The sequence below is a fragment of the Azospira oryzae genome (assembly GCF_004217225.1).
Lineage (GTDB): Bacteria > Pseudomonadota > Gammaproteobacteria > Burkholderiales > Rhodocyclaceae > Azospira > Azospira oryzae.
This window is the reverse complement of sequence record NZ_SHKM01000002.1, coordinates 108,024-129,208: the sequence shown is the minus strand read 5'-3', so window position 1 is coordinate 129,208 and position 21,185 is coordinate 108,024. Positions and strand designations below refer to the sequence as shown.

The following is a 21,185-nucleotide window of genomic DNA, read 5'->3' as shown; positions in this document are numbered from 1 at the left end:
GGTGGCGATGGCGACCTGGACGGTGTCGGTGCCTTCACCGGAGAGCTCGGTGATGGCATCGGCGGCATTGTCGATGACGTAGGTGTCGTCGCCGAGGCCACCGATCAGGGTGTCGGCCCCGGCGCCACCGTTGAGGGTGTTGTCGGCATCGTTGCCTGTGAGGACGTTGGCGACGGCAGAGCCAGTGAGGTTGAGCAGGGTGGAGCCGGTGGCGCTGGCGTCCAGGTTCTCGATATTGGCACCGACAAGCAGGGTGGTTGCGTTGGTCAGGCCGGAAACCGTGCCACGGAGGACGACGGTGTCGTTGCCTTCGTTGAGGAGTTCGGTGACGGTGTCCTGGAGAACCGCGGTTGCAGAGGCGCCACTGCCGCTTTGGACGATATCCACCGTATAGGTGTCGTTGCCCTTGCCGCCCTTGAGAATATCAATGTCGCCACCGCCATCGATAGCGTTGTTACCGCTGTTGCCGATAATGGTGTTTTTTAGTTCGTTGCCAGTGCCTGTCAGATGGGCCGTCCCTGTCAGGGTCAGGTTTTCCACATTGGCGCCCAGCGTGTAGCTGATTGAGGAGAGGACTGTATCGATTCCTTCGTTTTCCGCTTCCGTTACCACATCGCTAACGTCGTCCACCGTATAGGTATCGTTACCAGTTCCACCGCTCATAGTCGTTGCCACTCCGCCTGAAATTAGTGAGTCGTTACCGGCATAGCCGTACAAGAATTGGTTGGCTACCGTTCCCGTGATGGTGTCGTTGCCCGCCAAGACGGTATTGAAGAGGTAGTCGGCTGAGATATTTGTATCGAAAAAGGAAAAGCTAAGGTTCAAGCCGGAAAGCTTGACGTATTGACCGTCAATGGAGAAGAAGGCCGATTTGACGGTGCCCGAAATGGAGTCGTTGTTGAAGGTAAGACTGCCTTCGAAGGTCTCTGTGACCGTATGCCCGCCGCTGGTGTAGGTATAACTGATCTTGCTGGCGGTAAAGCTGTTGGCGGTGCCATAGGAATTGATTGGGATGGTGCCGATCAATTCGAAGGAGAGGTTGCTGGTGCTGTAGGTGATCTTGGTCAGTGTCCCGTTGGTCCAACTGTCTGTACTAGTTACCGAACCGAACAACTGGAGGGTGGCAGCGGGGTAGTTGTCCGTGTAGGACAGGTAATTGATGGTCGCCACCGAACCGAGCAGATTGCTGCCGGTGATGACGAAATTCCCGCCAGTGCTGATCGAGCCATCGATCCTGGTGTTGCTGGCGCTCCAGACATAAGGGGTGCCGTAATCGAACTCCTGAAAATTGGAGTCGATCTGGTTCAGAGTGTCCGAGAAAGAAACGGACATGCTGTCTGCGGTATTCAGTCCCGCATCCAGGGTATTGGAGTTCTGGAAGCTCAGTTCAAGCGTTGCCATTAGTATTGCGCCTTCCTGCTCGATTCAGGAGTGTTGGCTAATTGGACCAATATTATGACATGGGTTTATCCTGGTGGGCAGGACGGTAGGGACAAAAAAAGGGCTGCCGGTCGGCAGCCCTTTGGGGAATGGATTGGTGGGCCCGCAGGGACTTGAACCCTGGACCAAAGGATTATGAGTCCTCTGCTCTGACCAACTGAGCTACAGGCCCGTGATGCTTGTCGTGGCTCAGCTGCCGTTGTTGTCCAGGAAGCTGCGCAGCTTGTCGGAACGCGACGGATGGCGCAGCTTGCGCAGGGCCTTGGCTTCGATCTGGCGGATACGTTCCCGGGTGACGTCGAACTGCTTGCCGACTTCTTCCAGGGTGTGGTCCGTATTCATCTCGATGCCGAAACGCATGCGCAGCACCTTGGCTTCCCGGGGGGTCAGGGTGTCCAGAATTTCCTTGGTCACTTCCCGCAGGCCGGAGTAGAGCGCCGCATCCACCGGGGCGGTGGTGGCGGTGTCTTCGATGAAGTCGCCCAGGTGGGAGTCGTCATCGTCACCGATGGGCGTTTCCATGGAGATGGGTTCCTTGGAGATCTTCAGGATCTTGCGGATCTTCTCCTCGGGCATTTCCATCTTGATCGCCAGGGTGGCGGGATCGGGCTCGGCACCGGTTTCCTGCAGGATCTGGCGGGAAATCCGGTTCATCTTGTTGATGGTCTCGATCATGTGCACCGGAATGCGGATGGTGCGGGCCTGGTCGGCGATGGAACGGGTGATGGCCTGACGGATCCACCAGGTGGCATAGGTGGAGAACTTGTAGCCACGGCGGTATTCGAACTTGTCCACCGCCTTCATCAGGCCGATGTTGCCTTCCTGGATCAGGTCGAGGAACTGCAGGCCTCGGTTGGTGTACTTCTTGGCGATGGAGATCACCAGGCGCAGGTTGGCCTCGGTCATCTCGCGCTTGGCGCGGCGGGCCTTGGCTTCACCGGTGGACATCTGCTTGTTGATGTCCTTCAGGTCCTTCAGCGGGATGCCGATGTGGTCCTGCAGCGCCAGCAGCTTGCGCTGTTCTTCCTGGATGTTAGGAGCGGTGCGGGTGAGGATGGGGCCGTAGCCCTTGGCCACGGCAATTTCCTTCTCGACCCATTCCAGGTTGATTTCATTGCCCGGGAAGGACTTGATGAAGTGGGGGCGGGGCATGCCGACCTTGCGCACGCACAGCTCCTGGATCTTGCGTTCCCGCTCGCGCACGGAGTCCACCATGCTGCGCACGCTGTCGCACAAGCGCTCGATCACCTTGGAGGTGAAACGGATGTTCATCAGCTCGGCGGAAATCTGCTGTTGCAGCTTGAGGTAGGTCTTGTCCTGGGAGCCCTTGGAAACCAGGGCCTTGTGGGCCTTGCCGTAGAGGGTCTTGATGGTGGCGAAACGCTCCAGGGCATCGGTCTTGAGCTGCAGCAGGGAGGCGGAAACGGCGGCGCCTTCGCCCCCTTCTTCCTCGTCGTCGCCGTCCTCGACCTCGTCGTCGCCTTCAACCACGGCTTCCTCGGCGGCCAGTTCCTCCTCGGCTGCATTGGGATCGATCAGGCCGTCGATGACTTCATCGATGCGCATCTCTTCCTTTTCCACCTTTTCCGCCATGGCCAGAATTTCGGCAATGGTGGTGGGGCAGGCGGAAATGGCCTGGATCATGTGCTTGAGACCGTCTTCGATGCGCTTGGCGATTTCGATTTCGCCTTCCCGGGTCAGCAGTTCCACGGTACCCATTTCGCGCATGTACATGCGCACCGGGTCCGTGGTGCGGCCGAATTCGGAGTCCACGGTAGACAGGGCGGCTTCCGCCTCTTCTTCCACTTCCTCGTCGTCGGCGACAGCCGGGGCGTTGTCGGACATGAGCAGATCTTCGGCGGCCGGAGCCTCGTCGAAGACCTGGATGCCCATGTCATTGAAGGTGGTGATGATGGACTCGATCTGCTCGGCGTCTACGACGTCGTCCGGCAGGTGGTCATTGATTTCGGCATAGGTCAGGAAACCCCGTTCCTTGCCGAGTTTGATCAGTGTCTTGAGGCGCGTCTTGCGCGTCTCCACGTCCACCGGAGTCGCGGCCTGGGTTGCCCCGGCGGATTCCAGCAGCGCCTTCTCCTTGGCCTTGGATGATTTAGCCTTGAGAATTTCCTTGGCGACTTCTTTTGCCTTTTCCTTTGCCATGACCGTGTCCCGATAATCCTGGAAAAACCGCTTATTCTACCACAACTTGGCTCATTTCCCCCTGGTCTCGAACCAGGGTTCTAGTCACCGCTCCCGGCCAGAATGCCGGCCTTGCGCAGGCGTTCCCGCTCCTGCAGCAAATGTACAAATTCCCGCTTTTCTTCACTGTCGAGTCCGCCGCCGGCAGCCTTGTGCTGCAAGCGGCGGAATTCCTGCTCGACCCAGTTCATTTCCAGCCGGGCCAGGGCGCCGGCGAATTCCTGTTCGCTTTCCTCTTCGCTCTGGGGGCTCTGCAACAGGCTGGCGGCGGCGCCCTGCAGGATGGCTTCGTCATCGCCGCCGCGCAAACGTTCCAACAACATGGCGCTGCTGGGCAGGTCCGCATCCCGCTTGATCTGTTCGCACAGGCGCCGCAGGGCCCGGGTTTCGGTGCTGTCGGCGGGCAGCCAGTGCAGGGGCAGGCGTGCGGCGAAGTCCGGCCGGTGCAGCACCAGGCGCAGCAAGGTGCGGGGCAGGGAGAGGGCCTGCCGCGGCGCCCGTGCCGGTGCCGCCCGGGCGACGGGCTTGAGGTCGCACAGGCGCTCCACTTCCTGCTGGGAAAAGCCGCTGGCCTCGGCCAGGCGCTTCACCAGCTGCAGGCGCAGCAGGGGAGTGGCCAGGCGCTGGATCAGGGGCTTGGCTTCGTAAACCAGCTTGGACTTGCCTTCCGAGGTGGTCAGGTCGCAATGGCTGGCCAGCTCCTTCAGCAGAAAGTCGGAGAGGGGCATGGCCTGGTCGATCATGCGCTCGAAGGCTTCCTTGCCCAGTTCCCGCACATAGCTGTCCGGGTCGTGCTCGGGGGGGAGGAAAACAAAGCCGATGCTCTTGTTGTCGGCCAGGGATTCCAGGCTGTTCTCCAGTCCGCGCCAGGCGGCCTTGCGCCCGGCGGCGTCGCCGTCGAAGCAGTAGACGATGCGGTCCACCTGGCGCAGCAGCTTCTGCACATGGGTGGCGGTGGTGGCCGTGCCCAGGGTGGCGACCGCGTTGCCGACACCATGCTGGGCCAGTGCCACCACGTCCATGTAGCCTTCCACCACGATCACCGTGTTCTTCTCCCGCAGTGCCTGGCGGGCCTGGGGCAGGCCGAACAGTTCCCGGCCCTTCTCGAAGAGGGGGGTCTCGGGAGAGTTCAGGTACTTGGGCTCGCCCTGGTCGATGACCCGGCCGCCGAAGGCGATGACCTCGTTCTTCTGGTTGATGATGGGAAACATCACCCGGTCGCGGAAACGGTCGTAGCGGCGGCCCTGGTCGTTCTCGATGACCAGGCCGGCCGTCTTCAATTCCGGGGCGTCGTAGTTGGGAAAACTGGCCTGCAGGTTCTGCCAGCCGTCCGGGGCGTAGCCGATGCGGAACTTGAGGGCGATCTCGCCGGTGAGGCCGCGCCGCTTCAGGTACTCCTTGGCCTTGTCCGAATGCTTGAGCTGCTCGAAATAGTATTGGGCAGCCTTGCCCATGACTTCGGTCAGCTCGGCGGTGCGGGGGCCTTCGTGCCGGACCCGCCCGGCCTCCTCCGGCACCACCATGCCCATGCGCCCGGCCAGTTCCTTCACCGCGTCGATGAAGCCCAGGCCCGAATACTCCATGAGAAAGCGGATGGCCGTGCCGTGGGCGCCGCAGCCGAAGCAGTGATAGAACTGCTTGGTCGGGCTGACGGTGAACGAAGGCGACTTTTCGTTGTGGAAGGGGCAGCAGGCGGCGTAGTTGGCCCCCGCCTTTTTCAGCGGTACGTAGCCGTCAATGAGGTCGACGATGTCGACCCGGTGCAGCAGTTCCTGGAGGAAGGATTCGGGGATCACGGGCGCCAAACGGGGCCGGCGACAGCCGGCCCGGGAGATTTCAGGCGGAGAGCCGGGCCTTGACCAGCTTGGAGACCTCGGCCATGTCGGCCTTGCCGGCCAGCAGGGGCTTGAGGATGGCCATCACCTTGCCCATATCGGCGGCACCGGCAGCGCCGCTATCGGCCACGGCGGTGGCCACGGCGGCGGCGATTTCGGCTTCGGACAGGCCGGCGGGCTTGTAGGCGGAAAGCACTTCCACCTCGGCCTTCTCGGCGTCCACCAGGTCTTGGCGACCGGCGGCTTCATACTGGGCGATGGAGTCCTTGCGCTGCTTGAGCATCTTGTCGATGACGGCGGCGATGGCGGCATCGTCCAGGGTGACCTGCTCGTCCACTTCCTTCTGCTTGATGGCGGCCAGCAGCAGGCGGATGGCGGCCAGGCGGGCCGTTTCCTTGGCCTTCATGGCGGCCTTCATGTCCTCGGAAATGCGTTCCTTGAGCGTCATGGGAGTCCTTTTGTTTTTCAGCAGCCTATAAACACCAAAAGCCGCCCACCTGTTGATGGACGGCTCTTGCAGCGTCAGGAAAGCCTGGGAGGCTTAGAACATCTTGGGGGGCAGGGTCTGGCTGCGGATCCGCTTGTGGTGACGCTTGACCGCGGCGGCCAGCTTGCGCTTGCGCTCGGCGGTGGGCTTTTCGTAGAACTCACGGGCACGGAGTTCGGTCAGCAGACCGGTTTTTTCGACAGTGCGCTTGAAGCGGCGGATGGCCACTTCGAAGGGCTCGTTTTCCTTGACGCGAATAGCAGGCATTGAATTCAGTCCCAAACAACGGTGAGAGAAAGCCGGCAATTCTAACGAAACGTCAACGGTTTACCAAGGGGTTTACAAGAATTTTCTCGTCGGCATGGGTTAGAATGGCGCCCATGCTTGTTCTCGGCATCGAATCCTCCTGCGACGAAACCGGGGTTGCCCTCTATGAAATGGGCTCCGACGGCACCGGTACGCTCCTCGGCCACGCCCTCCATTCCCAGATTGCCATGCACCGGGAGTACGGCGGCGTGGTGCCGGAACTGGCCTCCCGGGACCACATCCGGCGCACCGTGCCCCTGCTGCGCCAGGCCCTGGCCGACTGCGGCCGCACCCTGGAGCAGGTGGATGCCATCGCCTACACCCAGGGGCCCGGCCTGGCTGGCGCCCTGCTGGTCGGGGCGGCCTTCGCCGAAGGTCTGGCTACGGCCCTGGGCAAGCCCACCGTGCCCCTGCACCACCTGGAAGGGCATCTGCTGTCGCCCCTGCTCTCCGCCAGTCCGCCCCGCTTCCCCTTCGTCGCCCTGCTGGTTTCCGGCGGCCATACCCAGATCATGCGGGTGAGCGGCGTCGGCCAGTACGAACTGCTGGGGGAAACCCTGGACGATGCGGCCGGCGAGGCCTTCGACAAGACGGCCAAGCTGCTCGGCCTGGGCTACCCGGGTGGGCCTGCCCTGGCCCGCCTGGCGGAAGGCGGCAAGCCCGGCGCCGTGGTCTTCCCCCGGCCCATGCTGCATTCGGGTGACCTGGATTTCTCCTTTTCCGGCCTGAAGACGGCGGTGCTGACCTATGTGCGGGGCAAGGAACTGGACGAGCAGGCCCGGGCCGACGTCTGCCGCGGCATTCAGGATGCCATCGTGGATGTGCTGGTGACCAAGGCCCTGGCGGCGGTGAAAAAGACCGGCATGCAGCAGCTGGTGGTGGCCGGCGGCGTCGGCGCCAACCGGGAGCTGCGCCGGCGTCTTAATGCCAAGGCGGTGAAGGCGCGCATCCAGGTCTATTACCCGGAACTGGAGTTCTGTACCGACAACGGCGCCATGATCGCCCTGGCCGGCGCCCTGCGCCTGGCGGCCGGTGCCCAGGCCAAGGCGGCGGGGCCCATCGCCATCCGGCCCCGCTGGCCCCTCTCCGAGCTGACCCTGTAGGCCGCACCCGAAAAAAAGGCACCTTGCGGTGCCTTTTTCATTACTTCTTCTTGCTGCCGATTTTCGATTCCTGCCCGGCCAGGAGGCGCTGGATATTGACCCAGTGCTTGCCCACCAGGGCCATGGCCATGACGGCCACGGCTGCCACCAGCAGGTTGAAGCCCCACATCATGCCGGCCAGCAGGGGCGAGGCGGCGGCGGCGCAGAGGGCAGCCAGGGAGGAATAGCGGGAGAGGGCGGCGACCACAAGCCAGACGCCCAGCACCGACAGGCCCAGCAGCGGGTCCAGGGCCAGCAGGACGCCGGCGGCGGTGGCGACGCCCTTGCCGCCCTTGAACCTGAGGAAGACGGGGAAGAGGTGGCCGAAGAATACGGAGAGGGCCACGCCGCCGAGGAAGATGCGTTCCATGGCCGGTTCCAGGGCCTGGCCGGCAAGGAAGTGGTGGGCCAGGAGCACCGCCACGGCGCCCTTGGCGCCGTCGCCGAGGAGGGTCAGCAGGGCGGCCAGCTTGTTGCCGCTGCGCAGGACGTTGGTGGCTCCCGGGTTGCCGGAGCCGTAGGAGCGGGGGTCCTTCAGGCCGAAGCCGCGGCTGACGATGACGGCGAAGGGCACGGAGCCCAGCAGATAGGCGGCCAGCAGGGCCAGGGGCAGGGATTGGGCGGCAGTCATGGGCGATGGGTGGTGAAGTGGCGATAGAGGTACAATGCGGGCCTGCATTTTACCTGCAAGCCCCGCTGGCGGCTGAAAAACCCCATGGACATCATTTTCATCGACGACTTCCGGGTCCAGACCCGCATCGGCATCTACCCCCGGGAGCAGGCCGTGTCCCAGACCGTCGAAATGTCCCTGCAGATGGGCGTTTCCTCCACCGCCAGCGCCGGCGCCAGCGACGACATCCGGGACACCATCGACTACGCCAAGGTGGTGGAACGGCTGCGGGAGGATCTGGGCAGCACCCAGTTCGGCCTGCTGGAAAAGCTGGCCGAACACGTTTCCACCCTGGTGCTGGAAGAATTCCGCTGCGCCTGGGTACGCGTCTCCGTGGCCAAGCTGGGCATGATGCCCGGGGTGCGCCGGGTCGGCGTCATCATCGAACGCAGCACCTGACCCGGCAGCCGGGGTTCAGTCCTTGAGGGCGGCCTCGACCATCTTGGGCTGCAGCACCTTGACCACGTCGTGGGGATGGACCCCCACCAGGTAGCCGCGACGGCCGCCGTTGAGATAGATCAGGGGCAGGTCCAGGATGCTCTTCTCCATGTAGATGGGCATGGCCTTCTTGGTACCGAAGGGGCTGGTGCCGCCCACCAGGAAGCCGGTGTGGCGGTTGGCCACTTCCGGCTTGCACGGTTCCACCTTCTTGCAGCCCACCTGCCGCGCCAGTTCCTTGGTTGATACCTTGCGGTCGCCGTGCATCAGCACGATCAGAGGCTTGGCGTGCTCGTCTTCCATGATCAGGGTCTTGATCACGGCATGCTCGTCCACATTCAGTTCCCGGGCCGACACCTTGGTGCCGCCATGCTCCTCGTATTCGTAGAGATGGTTGGAGTGGGCGATGCGGTGCTGGCGCAGGAAGCGGGTGGCGGGGGTTTCCGGCGCGTGGCCGGGGTCGAGATCGTGATTGCGGCTCATGGTGCACCTCGAGGGTGTCTTGTTGCGGATGGCTTCATTCTACGCCCGCCGACCGGCGCCGTGCCTAGCCCCTGGGGTGGTGCACGGCGTGCAGGTCCTTCAGCCGTTCCCGCGCCACGTGGGTGTAGATCTGGGTGGTGGAAATGTCGGCGTGGCCCAGCAGCAGCTGCACCACCCGCAGGTCGGCGCCGTGGTTGAGCAGATGGGTGGCGAAGGCGTGGCGCAGCACGTGGGGCGAGAGGCGGGCCGGGTCCATGCCGGCCACCAGGGCGTACTTCTTCACCAGGGTCCAGAACATCTGCCGGGTCATGGCCGTGCCCCGGGCGGTGACGAAGAGGAAGTCGCTGAGACGGTTGTCCAGCAAGGCGCTGCGGCCATCGTTCAGGTAGCTCTTGAGCCAGTCCAGGGCCACCTCGCCGAGGGGCACCAGGCGTTCCTTGGAACCCTTGCCGAAGACCCGGGCCACGCCCATGTCGAAGCTCACTTCATGCAGCTTGAGATTGACCAGTTCCGAGACCCGCAGGCCGGTGGCGTAGAGGGTTTCCAGCATGGCCCGGTCCCGCTGGCCCAGGGGCGTTTCGATTTCCGGTGCCGCCAGCAGGGCTTCCACCTGGGCTTCGCTCATCACCTTGGGCAGGCGCGAGGCCTTGACCGGCATGGCGGTCTGCAGGGTGGGGTCGGCGCTGATGCGGTTCTGGGCCAGCAGGCGCCGGTAGAAGCGGCGCAGGGAGGAAAGGTAGCGGGCCTGGGAGCTGGATTTCATGCGGGCCGCCACATCGGCCAGGAAGGCCGCCAGGTCGGCGGCGCCGGCCTGGGCCAGGGGCGGGCGGCCCTGCTGTTGCAACCACAGGGCATAGCGTTGCAGGTCGCTGCGGTAGGCGGCGAGGGAATTGGGGGAGAGGCCGTCTTCCAGCCACAGGGCGTCGCAGAAGGCGTCGATCTCGCTCTGGGTGGAAAAGGCCAGGGTCGGCGGGGCGGCATCCGTCATGGGCACGGAGTTTACGCCGGCAGGCAGCCCTCGTGTTGCAGCAGCCAGCGCTTGATGTCCAGCAGGAAGTCGCCGCCATTGCGGCCGAAACCGCCCAGGCCGGCAGCGGCGACGACCCGGTGGCAGGGCACCGCCAGGGGGAAGGGATTGGCACCGCAGGCGCCGCCCACGGCCCGGGGGCCGCTGTGCAGCAGCTTGGCCACCTCGCCGTAGCTTTGCGTCTGGCCCCGGGGAATGGCGGCGATGGCGTCCCACACCCGGCGCTGGAAGCGGGTGCCGGAGGGTTGCAGAGGCAGGCTGAAAACGAAGGCCGGGTCGGCCAGGTAGGCCTGGATCTGGCGCACCGCCTCGGCGGCCAGGGGCGTGCCGGCCGCCTGCTGCAGGCGGCCGGGCAGGTAGAGGATTTCGGTCAGTTCGTCCCCGTTGCAGCGGATGCCCAGGGAAAAGAACGGGCCACTGGTGATGGCCTGGAAGTCAGCAGGGACGGCATTCTTGGTCATGGCTGCCCGTACAACGAGAAAGGGGGCGGCTTGCAGCCGACCCCCTGTGGAAATGCTTACTGCGCCTTGCCGAGCAGGGCGTCCTTGAGATCGCCCTGGGCCGGCTTGTTACCCAGCCAGATGCGCAGCAGGGCCTGGTAGAAATCCTCCCCGGGAATGACCTTGCCCTGGGGCTGGCCGGCCACGGTGAGGCGGGTGCCCTGTTCGGGAATCCAGTCCAGGGTGATGGGGGTGCCCTTGGCCGCCTTGCCCAGGGCCAGCAGGTTGCCTTCGAAAGTCTGCACCCGTTCCTTCAGGGCGGCAGCCTCGGCCTCGCTGCTGTTCTTGGCGATGCCGCCGGATAGGGCGTCCACGAACTGCTGGGCGGAGAGTTCCATGAGGGGCACGATGGCCAGGCGCTTGGCGCCCTTGGCCGCCAGCACGCCGTCCACCTCGGCGGCCTTGGCCGGCAGGTAGAGGCCCACGGCGTAGACCTTGAAAAACACCTTGGACCGCAGGCCGGCACCGTTGAGGCTGAGGTCCTGCTGCTCCAGCTTGAGCCGCTCCTCGAACTTGACCCCGGCCACTTCCATGGCCTGGGCGCTGCCGGCCGTGAGGCTGAGGATGGCGAGGGCCGCCATGAAATGCTTGATCTTCATACAGTCTGTCTCCTTTGGTTTTTGCGGACTTTATTGAAGCCCCGGCGCCGTCCGCACGTCGCCGGGGCAATTCTTTTATGGGTGTTGCGGTGAAACTTGGACGGATCAGGGAGCGGTGCGGCCGGCTTTCAGCCGCGCACCTGGCCATTGCCCAGGACCACCCATTTCTGGCTGGTCAGGCCTTCCAGGCCCACCGGGCCCCGGGCGTGGATCTTGTCCGTGGAAATGCCGATCTCGGCGCCGAGGCCGTACTCGAAGCCGTCGGCGAAGCGGGTGGAGGCGTTCACCATGACCGAGGCCGAATCCACTTCCCGCAGAAAGCGCATGGCGTGGGTGTGGTTCTCGGTGACGATGGCCTCGGTGTGGCTGGAGGAGTACTTGTTGATGTGCTCGATGGCCTCGTCCAGCCCGGCCACCACCTTCACGGCGATGATGGGCGCCAGGTACTCCTCGCCCCAGTCGGCCTCGGTGGCCTCCTTGGCATTGGGCACCAGAGCCCGGGTTTCGGCACAGCCGCGGATTTCCACGCCCTTGGCGGTGAGCATAGCGGCGATGGGCGGCAGCAGGGTGGCGGCGACGGAGCGTGCCACCAGCAGGGATTCGGCGGTGTTGCAGGTGCCGTAGCGCTGGGTCTTGGAGTTTTCCACCACCGCCATGGCCTTGGCCGCATCGGCGCTGTCGTCCAGGTACACATGGCAGTTGCCGTCCAGGTGCTGGATCATGGGCACCCGGGATTCGGCCAGCAGGCGGGCGATGAGGCCCTTGCCGCCGCGGGGCACGATGACGTCCACGAATTCGCGCATGGTGATGAGTTCGCCCACGGCGGCCCGGTCGGTGGTTTCCACCACCTGCACCGCATCCGCCGGTAGGCCGGCGGACTGCAACCCTTCCTTCACCAGAGTCGCCAGGGCCTGGTTGCAGCGGATGGCCTCGGAACCGCCGCGCAGGATGGAGGCGTTGCCGGACTTGATGCACAGGCCTGCCGCATCCACCGTCACGTTGGGGCGGGCTTCGTAGATGATGCCGATGACGCCGAGAGGCACCCGCATGTGGCCCACCTGGATGCCGGAGGGGCGGAAGCGCAGGTCGGTCATTTCACCGATGGGGTCCGGCAGGGAGGCGATCTGCTCCAGGCCCTCGGCCATGGTGGCGACGGTCTTGGGGGAAAGGGTCAGACGATCCACCATGGCCGGCTCCAGGCCGGCGGCCCGGGCGGCGGCCAGGTCTTCGCCGTTGGCGGCCAGGAGCTTGGCTTCGTCGCGGCGGATGGCGGCGGCGATGGCCAGCAGGGCCCGGTTCTTGGCATTGGTGTCGGCCTTGGCCATCTGGCGCGAGGCGGTCCGGGCACGGCGGCCCAGGTTCTGCATGTAATCCTTGATATCCATGGTGTTCTTCAGCAGGTCAGGCAGGAGATAATCGGACCATTATAGCGGCCTCAAATGCCCCGAAACGCCATTCCCTTACTGAAAATAAGGGATTGGGCTAAACTTTCTCGCCGTTGCGGTGTCACAAACCGTTACATGGCCGTTTGACGTCGCAGGAGACCCTATGAGTCGCAAGCTGATTGTTCCCACCGAAGTGCAAGTGTGTGCCACCTGCAGCTATTGGGACGGGGAACGCAAGGTAGATGCCGAGGTGGGTGTGGTGGTGGTGGAAGAGTGTTGCCAGGGCGAGTGCCTGGTGCGCGAATCGTCCCTGCCCGCATTGCGCCACAAGTCCGGAGATACGGATTGCGAGTGGGAGCATCTGGTGCCCGATGAACCGGAAGAGGTGCCGGCCATCCTGCCGGACGTGCCGCCTTCCGATGAAAAGGCCGCTTAAGGCCGTCGCACCCCCGATCGACCGGTGCCCGTCCGGGCATCCGGCCTAGCGCAGGCTCAGGCCCAGGCGCAGGAATTCATCCCACACATCGCCGCCGCCCAGGCCCTTGATGCAGCGGTCGATATGGGCCGTCTGGGCCAGGGCCGCCCGCAGACGCGGCGCGTCGAGCCGCCCCAGGGCGCGCTTGACCAGGGCCTGGCGCGGCCCCCAGATGCGCTGTTCCTTGAACAGCTGGTCCGCCGGCCGGCCGGCGTTGAGTCCTTCCTTCAGGGCCGCCAGGGCCCGCACTTCCTCCGTCACCGCCCACAACACCAGGGGCGGCGCTTCGCCCTCCTGGCGCAGGCCGTCCAGGGTCCGCGTCAGGCGGGCCAGGTCGCCCTGCAGCAGGGCTTCCCGCAGGCCGTCGATGTCGTAGCGGGCCACATTGAGCACCGCCTCCCGCACCTGTTCCAGGCTCAGCTTGCCTTTGGGGAACAGCAGTCCCAGTTTCTGGATTTCCTGGTGGGCCGCCAGCAGATTGCCTTCCACCCGCTCGGCGATGAAGCGCAGGGCTTCCGTCTCGGCGCTCTGTTCCTGGCGCTGCAGGCGGCCGGCGATCCACTGGGGCAGTTCGCCGAGGTTGGGGGCCTGCAGCTTGAGCACGGTGCCGGCTTCGGCCAGGGTCTGGAACCAGGAGGCTTTTTCGTCCTGCCAGGTCAGTTCGGGCAGGGTGACCAGGGTCATGGCATCGCTGGAAAGGCGCTGGCAATGTTCCTGCAGGGCCTGGCCGCCGTCCCGCCCGGGCTTGCCGGTGGGGATGCGCAGGTCGATCAGCTTGCGGTCGCCGAAGAGGGAAAGGTTGCCGCCGGCCATGGCCAGCTGGGTCCAGTTGAAGCCCTGGCCGGCCACCAGCACTTCCCGCTCGCTGTAGCCCTGGCGCCGGGCGGCGGCGCGGATGGCATCGCCGGCTTCGATCACCAGCAGGGGCTCGTCCCCATACACCACGTAGAGCGGCCCCAGGGGGCGTTCCAGGTGGGCCGCCAGCTGTTCTCCCCGGAGCTGGGCCACGGCGTCAGTCCTCGTTTTCGTCCACCGGCGGCTTGGCCTTGGCCATGCGCCGGATCAGCTGCTGCACCAGGTCCCGCTGCATGTCCTGCCACAGCAGTTCCTCTTCCTGGGCCTTGGACAGCACCTGGGCATCGTCGTAGGTGATGTCCCGGGTCAGGTAGATTTCCATGGGCGCGGAGAGAGCCTTGCCCTTGGCGTCTTCCAGGCGGAAGTTGGCCCGGTACTGCAGTTGCAGTTCCCGCACCCGGCCGGCGGAGTTGTAGGACAGGGCAATCCGTTCCCGGCGTTCCGGGAACTGGACCAGGGTGGCCGCCGCATCTTCCCGGTTGTCCACCAGTTCGGTGGACTTGTTGGCCCGGATGTATCGTTTCAGGTTGGCGGTGATTTCCGAATTCTCCGCCATGGACACGTACAGGGTCGGAAAGGGCATGGTCTGGGCGCCCCGCAGCTGGAAGCCGCAGCCGGCCAGCGTTACGAGCAGGACAAGGGAAACGAGCAGACGGGCGCGCACAGACGACTCCTTAAACCACGATATTGACCAGACGGCCGGGCACCACCACCACCTTCTTCGGGGCCTGGCCGTCCAGGTGCTTCTGCACCGTCTCGGAGGCCAGGGCGGCCGCTTCGATGGCGTCCTTGGCCGCATCGGCCGGCACCTTGATGCTGCCGCGCAGCTTGCCGTTCACCTGCAGCATCAGCTCGATTTCGCTCTGCACCAGGGCGGCGGCATCGGCCTTGGGGAAGGCGGCCTGGCCGGCATCGGCACCGGGCTTGAGTTCGGCATAGAGGGCCTGGCAAGCGTGGGGCACGATGGGGAAGAGCATCAGCACGGCCGCTTCCAGGGCTTCCTGCTTGACGCTGCGGGCTTCCGGGCTGTCCGGCAGCTTGGCGAAGGCGTTGAGCAGTTCCATGACGGCGGCGATGGCGGTGTTGAACTGCTTGCGCCGGCCGTAGTCGTCGGTGACCTTGCCGATGGTCTGGTGCAGCTGGCGGCGGAAGTCCTTGAGATTGCCCTCCAGCTCGCCGCCGCTGTAGGCGGGGACGATGCCGGCGGCCACGTGGTCGTGGGTCAGCTTCCACAGGCGCTTCAGGAAGCGGAAGGCGCCCTCGACACCGGCGTCGGACCATTCCAGGGACTGGTCGGGCGGGGCGGCGAACATCATGAACAGGCGGGCCGTGTCGGCGCCGTACTCGTCCATCAGGGATTGGGGGTCCACGCCGTTGTTCTTGGACTTGGACATCTTCTCGGTGCCGCCGATGACCACCGGCTGGCCGTCGGCCTTGAGGGTGGCGCCGGTGGGGCGGCCGCGCTCGTCGGTGGTCACATCCACGTCGGCCGGGTTGATCCACTCCTTCTTGCCGCCTTCGGCGTCTCGATAGAAGGTGGGGGCCACCACCATGCCCTGGGTCAGCAGGTTGGCGAAGGGCTCGTCCAGCTTCTGTTCGCCGAAGAGGCCCACGTCGCGCATCAGCTTGGTGAAGAAGCGGGAGTAGAGCAGGTGCAGGATGGCGTGCTCGATGCCGCCGATGTACTGGTCGATGCCGCCCTTGCACCAGTAGGCCACGCGCTCGTCCACCATGGCCTGGGTGTTGTCCGGGCAGGCGTAGCGCAGGAAGTACCAGGAGGACTCGACGAAGGTGTCCATGGTGTCGGTTTCGCGACGGGCCGGCTTGCCGCACTTGGGGCAGGTGCACTCGTAGAACTCGGGCATCTTGGCCAGGGGCGAACCGGCGCCGGTGATTTCCACGTTCTCCGGCAGCACCACGGGCAGCTGGTCGTCAGGCACCGGCACGTCGCCGCAGGACTCGCAATGGATCACCGGGATCGGGCAGCCCCAGTAGCGCTGGCGGGAAATGCCCCAGTCGCGCAGGCGGAACTGCACCTTCTTCTCGCCCAGGCCCTTGGCGGCCAGGTCGGCGGCGATGGCGTCCACGGCGGCCTCGTAGGCCAGGCCGTCGTACTTGCCTGAATTGACGCAGGTGCCGCGGCTCTTGTCGCCGTACCATTCCTGCCAGCCGTCCAGGCTGAAGGTCTCGCCTTCGGCGGCGATGACCTGCTTGATGGCCAGGTTGTACTTCTTGGCAAAGGCAAAGTCCCGCTCGTCGTGGGCGGGCACGGCCATCACGGCGCCTTCGCCGTAGCCCATCAGCACGTAGTTGCCGACCCACACTTCCACCTGCTCGCCGGTGAGGGGGTGCTGGACGAAGATGCCCGTGGGCATGCCCTTCTTTTCCATGGTGGCGATGTCGGCCTCGGCCACGCCGCCCTTCTTGCATTCCTCGATGAAGGCGGCCAGTGCCGGGTTGTTCGCGGCGGCGCGGGTGGCCAGGGGGTGTTCGGCGGCCACGGCGACGAAGGTGACGCCCATGATGGTGTCGGCCCGGGTGGTGAACACCCACAGCTTTTCGTCATTGTTGTCGGCCAGGGGGAAGGCGAAGCGCACGCCGGTGCTCTTGCCGATCCAGTTCTTCTGCATCAGGCGCACCTGCTCGGGCCAGCCCGGCAGCTGGTCCAGGTCGGCCAGCAGTTCCTCGGCGTAGGCGGTGATCTTCATGTAGTACATGGGGATCTCGCGCTTTTCCACCAGGGCGCCGGAGCGCCAGCCGCGGCCGTCGATGACCTGCTCGTTGGCCAGTACGGTGTGGTCCACCGGGTCCCAGTTCACGGTGCCCAGCTTCTTGTAGATCAGGCCCTTTTCATACAGGCGGGTGAACAGCCACTGTTCCCAGCGGTAGTACTCGGGAGTGCAGGTGGCGAACTCGCGCTCCCAGTCGATGGCGAAACCCAGGCGCTGCAGCTGGCTGCGCATGTAGTCGATGTTGGCGTAGGTCCACTTGGCGGGCGGCACCTTGTTCTGGATGGCGGCGTTTTCCGCCGGCATGCCGAAGGCGTCCCAACCCATGGGCTGCAGCACGTTGTAGCCCTGCATCTTGTGGAAACGGGTCAGCACATCGCCGATGGTATAGTTGCGCACGTGCCCCATATGCAGCTTCCCCGACGGATAGGGGAACATGGAAAGACAGTAGTACTTGGGCTTGGTGGTGTCTTCGACGGCACGGGCGGCCTGGGTCTTGACCCAGTGTTGCTGGGCGGCGAGTTCGACTTCCGCGGGTTGGTATTTTTCCTGCATTTGGGCGGCCAGAAATTCGTTGCAAAGCGTGAAATTATAACCGGTCCGCTCCTGCTCCATTGGGCAAAATCGGCTCTTTGCCGCCGCCCGGGCGGTTTCCTGATGATGAACGGGCCGCTCCAGGCCACTGCGGAGAGATGAACATGGGATTGTTGCGCCCCCTGCTGCTTTCAACCCTGACGCTGTGGGCCGCCGCCCCTGCCGTGGCCGGACCGGCCTCCCGGCAGGCGGTGGTGGAGGCCGTGCAGGCGCCGGCCTGGCTGGAGCGCAGCGGCGAGCGCCGGCCCCTGGTGCCGGGCCAGGCCCTCGCCAACCGGGACAGGATCGTCACCGGCAGCGGCTCCCGGGTGCTGATCCAGCTGCCCGAAGGCAGCGGCGTCAAGTTGGGGGAAAATGCCCAGCTCCATCTCAACGCCATCGGCCAGCGCCCGGGGGGCGTCTATACGGCGGCCTTGGACGTGCTGCGGGGCGCCTTCCGCTTCACCACCGGCCTCTTTCCCCAGCGCCTGACGGGGCGGGCCATCAACGTCCGCGCCGCCACCCTGACCGCTGGCATCCGCGGCACCGACCTGTGGGGCAAGTCCGCCGAGGACAAGGACCTGATCTGCCTGCTCGAGGGCCATATCGTGGTCACCCATCCCCTGGGCGAACCCATGGCCTTGAGCGAGCCTCTGGCCTTCGCCAGCGCCCTGCGCGACCAGGCACCCGGGGCGGTGGCCAGCGTCGAGGCGGCGCAGGTGGAGAAGTGGGCGGCGGAAACTGAAATCCAGGCCGGGGCCGGCGTCCTGCGCCGTGGCGGCGCCTGGGGCGTCAACCTGCCGCCGGTGGCGACCCAGGCCGAGGCCCTGGCGTTGTACGACCAGCTGCGGGAGGCCGGCTATCCGGCGCGGATTCGTCCGCGTCACGATGGGGCCGGGGAGGAGGGCTACGTCTATGTGCTGCGGGTGGGGGGCTTCGCCGGCCGGGAAGAGGCGCGGCAGATGGCCGGACGTCTGACGGCGGAGCTGGGCGTGGCGCCCGGGGCCGTCTCCCGCTGAAGGCGGGAATCGAGCAGGCGAGGGGAAATCTAGGGGCTAAGGAGCCGCCGGGGCGGCTTGGCCCCGGGTGGTCCGATCAGGCGGCCTGGGCGGCCGCCTGGGCTCAACAGCCGACCTTGCGCTTGTGCAGGTCGGGGGTGAACACGTTCTTCCAGGTGTCCTGCCAGAACTTGGCGGCGTTTTCCGCAGCCATCAGGCCGAACATGGCCATGCGGCCCTGGTGGCGCCAGATCCAGCTGACCTGGGCGGTGCTGTTGCTGTAGGGCTGGCGCACGGTGCCGCCGGCGCGGGCTTCCACCAGATCGAGAAAGCGCTCGATGCTGTGGCGGTGAAACTCGGAACCCTCGGTGCAGCCACAGGCGGTCTTCGCTTCCTCGACGGCGCGTTGCCACAGCTTGGTGGCCATGGTTTCGGTGATGCCGGCTTTGCGGGCGATCCAGGGCAGAATCTTCGGGTTGTTCATGCTGTTTCCTTTCAAACTTGGCGGTAACCAATGCAGTCCGTCCGCGGCCTTGTGGGCTTGGTGACTGTTTTATGTTGCATTGCAATATCGATTATATCTCAGATGTTCCGGCGATCATTTGTGGTTTACCCGTAGCATCCGGAAGATTGGATGGTGCGGCGCACCAAAAAGTTCCCCGGCCCCGGCGGGGCTATAATCCCGGCCTGACCTTAACCTGCGTCCGCGCCCCTGCCCGCGGCTTCCCGTCCCCATGTCCGACCTGCTTGCCAATCTCAATCCAGAACAACTCCAGGCCGTGACCCTGCCGCCCCAGCATGCCCTGATCCTGGCCGGCGCCGGATCGGGCAAGACCCGGGTGCTCACCACCCGCATCGCCTGGCTCATTTCCACCGGCCAGATGGGGCCCCACGCGGTGCTGGCGGTGACCTTCACCAACAAGGCGGCCAAGGAAATGCTGGCCCGCCTCTCCGCCATGCTGCCCATCAACACCCGGGGCATGTGGATCGGCACCTTCCACGGCCTGTGCAACCGCTTGCTGCGGGCCCACCACAAGGAGGCCGGGCTGCCCTCCCTGTTCCAGATCCTCGATTCCGCCGACCAGCTCTCCGCCATCAAGCGTCTCCTGAAGAACCTCAACGTGGACGACGAGAAGTTCCCGCCCCGGGAGCTGATGCACTTCATCAACGCCCACAAGGACCAGGGCCTGCGCCCGGCCCAGGCCGAGGTGTGGGACGACTACACCCGCCGCCGGGTGGAACTGTGGGCCGAGTACGAGGGCCAGTGCCAGCGCGAAGGGGTGGTGGATTTTGCCGAACTGCTGCTGCGCACCTACGAGCTGCTGTCGCGCAACGAACCCCTGCGCCGCCATTACCAGGAGCGCTTCCGCCACATCCTGGTGGACGAGTTCCAGGACACCAACCGCCTGCAGTACGCCTGGTTGAAGCTCCTGGCCGGCCACGACGGCACTGCCGGCGCGCCCCAGGGGGCGGCGGTGTTCGCCGTGGGCGACGACGACCAGTCCATCTATGCCTTCCGCGGCGCCGAGGTGGGCAATATGCGGGACTTCGAGCGGGAGTTCGGGGTGCAGAACGTCATCCGCCTGGAGCAGAACTACCGTTCCCACGGCAACATCCTGGATGCGGCCAACGCCCTCATCAAGAACAACCAGGGCCGTCTGGGCAAGAATCTGTGGACCGACCAGGGGGCCGGCGAGCCGATCCGGGTGTTCGAGGGCTTCTCCGACCTGGACGAGGCCCGCTGGATCGTGGACGAGGCCCGGGAGCTGATCCGGGAGGGTGTCTCCCGGGACCAGATCGCCTTCCTCTACCGCTCCAACGCCCAGTCCCGGGTGCTGGAGCATGAGCTGTTCACCAAGGGCGTGGCCTACAAGGTGTACGGCGGCCTGCGCTTCTTCGAGCGCCAGGAAATCAAGCACGCCCTGGCCTACCTGCGCCTCCTGGCCAATCCGGACGACGACACCGCCTTCCTGCGGGTGGTGAATTTCCCCACCCGGGGCATCGGCGCCCGCAGCCTGGAAAACCTCCAGGAAGCGGCTCACCGTTCCAACTCGCCCCTCTACAACGCCGCCGCCAGCCTCACCGGCAAGGCCGGGGCCGCCGTCGGCGCCTTCATCCGCCTCATCGAGGAGCTGCGGCGGGAGACGGAAAACCTGCCCCTGCCCGAAGTGGTGGAACACATCATCGAACGCAGCGGCCTGCGCCAGCACTACCTGGGCGAGAAGGAAGGCCAGGAGCGGCTGGAGAACCTGGACGAACTGATCAACGCCGCCGCCAGCTTCATCGCCGAAGAGGGGGCCATGCCGGTGCCCGATCCGGCCACCCCCGATGCGCCCTTGCCGTCGCCCCTGGCCTCCTTCCTCGCCCACGCCAGCCTGGAGGCCGGCGACCACCAGGCCGGCGACGGCCAGGAGGCGGTGCAGCTGATGACGGTGCATGCGGCCAAGGGCTTGGAGTTCGACGTGGTCTTCATCTCCGGCTTGGAGCAGGGCCTCTTCCCCCACGAAAACTCCGTCATGGAAAAGTCCGGCGAGGAGGAAGAGCGCCGCCTCATGTACGTAGCCATCACCCGGGCCCGCCAGCGGCTCTACATGTCCCACGCCCAGACCCGCATGCTGCACGGCCAGACCCGCTACTGCGTGCCCTCCGCCTTCCTCGACGAACTGCCCCAGGAACTGCTGCTGCGGGTCAATGCCCGCAGCACCCCGGCCTACGACAACAGCTACAGCCGTAGCCCCCGGGCGGCGGCACCGGTGACGGCCTACGAAAGCGCCGCTCCCGCCGGGCTGCGGGTGGGGCAAAACGTCAGCCACGCCAAGTTCGGCCAGGGGGTCATCGTCGCCACCGAGGGCCGGGGCGCCGATGCCCGGGTCCAGGTCAATTTCGGCGCTGCCGGCATGAAGTGGCTGGCCCTGGAATTCGCCAAGCTGACGCCGCTCTAGGATGGGTTTGACGCCCGGCCTGCCGGGCAGATGGGACGCCGCTTTTGCGGCAATGTACCCCGAGGGGCAATAGGGACGGACGTTCCAGGCATGACCATGCCG

19 protein-coding genes, 1 tRNA gene and 1 pseudogene are annotated in these 21,185 nt (G+C 65.4%); 5 read left to right on the top strand and 16 right to left on the bottom strand.

Features of this window, described 5'->3' with window-relative positions; genetic code table 11:
* The 6 genes and pseudogenes from EV678_RS16080 to rpsU all read right to left on the bottom strand — a co-directional run.
* Positions 1-1,401: pseudogene (locus EV678_RS16080) on the bottom strand (hypothetical protein); the annotation flags it as partial.
* Positions 1,402-1,535: 134 nt separating this feature from the next.
* Positions 1,536-1,612: transfer RNA gene (locus tag EV678_RS09770), tRNA-Ile, on the bottom strand.
* 17 nt (positions 1,613-1,629) lie between these two features.
* On the bottom strand, positions 1,630-3,600 hold the full coding sequence (gene rpoD, locus EV678_RS09765) for an RNA polymerase sigma factor RpoD (RefSeq protein ID WP_014236310.1): 1,971 nt from the start codon (positions 3,598-3,600) through the stop codon (positions 1,630-1,632).
* A gap of 80 nt (positions 3,601-3,680) precedes the next feature.
* Positions 3,681-5,435, bottom strand: coding sequence for a DNA primase (gene dnaG / locus EV678_RS09760; protein WP_130459395.1), 1,755 nt, complete (start codon positions 5,433-5,435; stop codon positions 3,681-3,683).
* Between the two features lie 40 nt (positions 5,436-5,475).
* A complete protein-coding gene (locus tag EV678_RS09755) occupies positions 5,476-5,922 on the bottom strand; it encodes a GatB/YqeY domain-containing protein (RefSeq protein WP_130459394.1) in 447 nt (148 codons plus the stop codon).
* A 93-nt stretch (positions 5,923-6,015) separates the two neighbouring features.
* Positions 6,016-6,228: a 30S ribosomal protein S21 gene (rpsU, locus tag EV678_RS09750; RefSeq protein WP_014236313.1), complete on the bottom strand. Its 213-nt coding sequence runs from the start codon at positions 6,226-6,228 to the stop codon at positions 6,016-6,018.
* Between the two features lie 113 nt (positions 6,229-6,341).
* Here rpsU and tsaD point away from each other — a divergent pair, with 113 nt between their 5' ends.
* Positions 6,342-7,370 carry a tRNA (adenosine(37)-N6)-threonylcarbamoyltransferase complex transferase subunit TsaD gene (gene tsaD / locus EV678_RS09745; protein WP_130459918.1) on the top strand — a complete coding sequence of 343 codons (1,029 nt, stop codon included), beginning with the start codon at positions 6,342-6,344 and terminating at the stop codon, positions 7,368-7,370.
* 40 nt (positions 7,371-7,410) lie between these two features.
* Here the strand turns inward: tsaD and plsY are convergent, their stop codons facing one another.
* Positions 7,411-8,040 carry a glycerol-3-phosphate 1-O-acyltransferase PlsY gene (gene plsY / locus EV678_RS09740; RefSeq protein WP_130459393.1) on the bottom strand — a complete coding sequence of 210 codons (630 nt, stop codon included), beginning with the start codon at positions 8,038-8,040 and terminating at the stop codon, positions 7,411-7,413.
* Between the two features lie 84 nt (positions 8,041-8,124).
* On the opposite strand from plsY, the gene EV678_RS09735 reads away from it, so the two are divergent.
* Positions 8,125-8,478 carry a dihydroneopterin aldolase gene (locus tag EV678_RS09735; RefSeq protein ID WP_014236316.1) on the top strand — a complete coding sequence of 118 codons (354 nt, stop codon included), beginning with the start codon at positions 8,125-8,127 and terminating at the stop codon, positions 8,476-8,478.
* A 15-nt stretch (positions 8,479-8,493) separates the two neighbouring features.
* Here EV678_RS09735 and ybaK read toward each other — a convergent pair whose 3' ends face one another.
* From ybaK to EV678_RS09710, 5 genes are all read right to left on the bottom strand, one after another.
* Positions 8,494-9,000, bottom strand: a complete 507-nt coding sequence (ybaK, locus tag EV678_RS09730; RefSeq protein ID WP_130459392.1) for a Cys-tRNA(Pro) deacylase — start codon at positions 8,998-9,000, stop codon at positions 8,494-8,496.
* 64 nt (positions 9,001-9,064) lie between these two features.
* Positions 9,065-9,988 carry a site-specific tyrosine recombinase XerD gene (gene xerD, locus EV678_RS09725; RefSeq protein WP_130459391.1) on the bottom strand — a complete coding sequence of 308 codons (924 nt, stop codon included), beginning with the start codon at positions 9,986-9,988 and terminating at the stop codon, positions 9,065-9,067.
* A gap of 11 nt (positions 9,989-9,999) precedes the next feature.
* Positions 10,000-10,488 (bottom strand): methylated-DNA--[protein]-cysteine S-methyltransferase, encoded by a 489-nt coding sequence (locus EV678_RS09720; protein WP_130459390.1) that lies wholly within the window; start codon positions 10,486-10,488, stop codon positions 10,000-10,002.
* A gap of 56 nt (positions 10,489-10,544) precedes the next feature.
* Positions 10,545-11,126: a chalcone isomerase family protein gene (locus tag EV678_RS09715; protein WP_130459389.1), complete on the bottom strand. Its 582-nt coding sequence runs from the start codon at positions 11,124-11,126 to the stop codon at positions 10,545-10,547.
* A 128-nt stretch (positions 11,127-11,254) separates the two neighbouring features.
* Positions 11,255-12,511 carry a glutamate-5-semialdehyde dehydrogenase gene (locus EV678_RS09710; RefSeq protein WP_130459388.1) on the bottom strand — a complete coding sequence of 419 codons (1,257 nt, stop codon included), beginning with the start codon at positions 12,509-12,511 and terminating at the stop codon, positions 11,255-11,257.
* Positions 12,512-12,674: 163 nt separating this feature from the next.
* Here EV678_RS09710 and EV678_RS09705 point away from each other — a divergent pair, with 163 nt between their 5' ends.
* Positions 12,675-12,947: a hypothetical protein gene (locus EV678_RS09705; RefSeq protein WP_014236322.1), complete on the top strand. Its 273-nt coding sequence runs from the start codon at positions 12,675-12,677 to the stop codon at positions 12,945-12,947.
* A gap of 45 nt (positions 12,948-12,992) precedes the next feature.
* On the opposite strand, the gene holA is transcribed toward EV678_RS09705, so the two are convergent.
* From holA to leuS, 3 genes are read right to left on the bottom strand one after another with little or no spacing between them, the layout of a single operon-like run.
* Entirely contained in the window at positions 12,993-13,994 is a 1,002-nt protein-coding gene (holA, locus tag EV678_RS09700; RefSeq protein WP_130459387.1) for a DNA polymerase III subunit delta, read from the bottom strand.
* A gap of 4 nt (positions 13,995-13,998) precedes the next feature.
* Positions 13,999-14,505 (bottom strand): LPS-assembly lipoprotein LptE, encoded by a 507-nt coding sequence (locus tag EV678_RS09695; RefSeq protein ID WP_014236324.1) that lies wholly within the window; start codon positions 14,503-14,505, stop codon positions 13,999-14,001.
* Between the two features lie 10 nt (positions 14,506-14,515).
* Positions 14,516-17,125: a leucine--tRNA ligase gene (leuS, locus tag EV678_RS09690; RefSeq protein WP_130459386.1), complete on the bottom strand. Its 2,610-nt coding sequence runs from the start codon at positions 17,123-17,125 to the stop codon at positions 14,516-14,518.
* A 143-nt stretch (positions 17,126-17,268) separates the two neighbouring features.
* On the opposite strand from leuS, the gene EV678_RS09685 reads away from it, so the two are divergent.
* Positions 17,269-18,162, top strand: a complete 894-nt coding sequence (locus EV678_RS09685; RefSeq protein ID WP_165397496.1) for an SPOR domain-containing protein — start codon at positions 17,269-17,271, stop codon at positions 18,160-18,162.
* Positions 18,163-18,265: 103 nt separating this feature from the next.
* Here the strand turns inward: EV678_RS09685 and EV678_RS09680 are convergent, their stop codons facing one another.
* Positions 18,266-18,625, bottom strand: a complete 360-nt coding sequence (locus tag EV678_RS09680; RefSeq protein WP_014236327.1) for a hypothetical protein — start codon at positions 18,623-18,625, stop codon at positions 18,266-18,268.
* 250 nt (positions 18,626-18,875) lie between these two features.
* Between EV678_RS09680 and EV678_RS09675 the strand changes: the two genes are divergently transcribed.
* Positions 18,876-21,083, top strand: coding sequence for a UvrD-helicase domain-containing protein (locus EV678_RS09675; RefSeq protein WP_130459384.1), 2,208 nt, complete (start codon positions 18,876-18,878; stop codon positions 21,081-21,083).
* Positions 21,084-21,185: the final 102 nt, after the last annotated feature.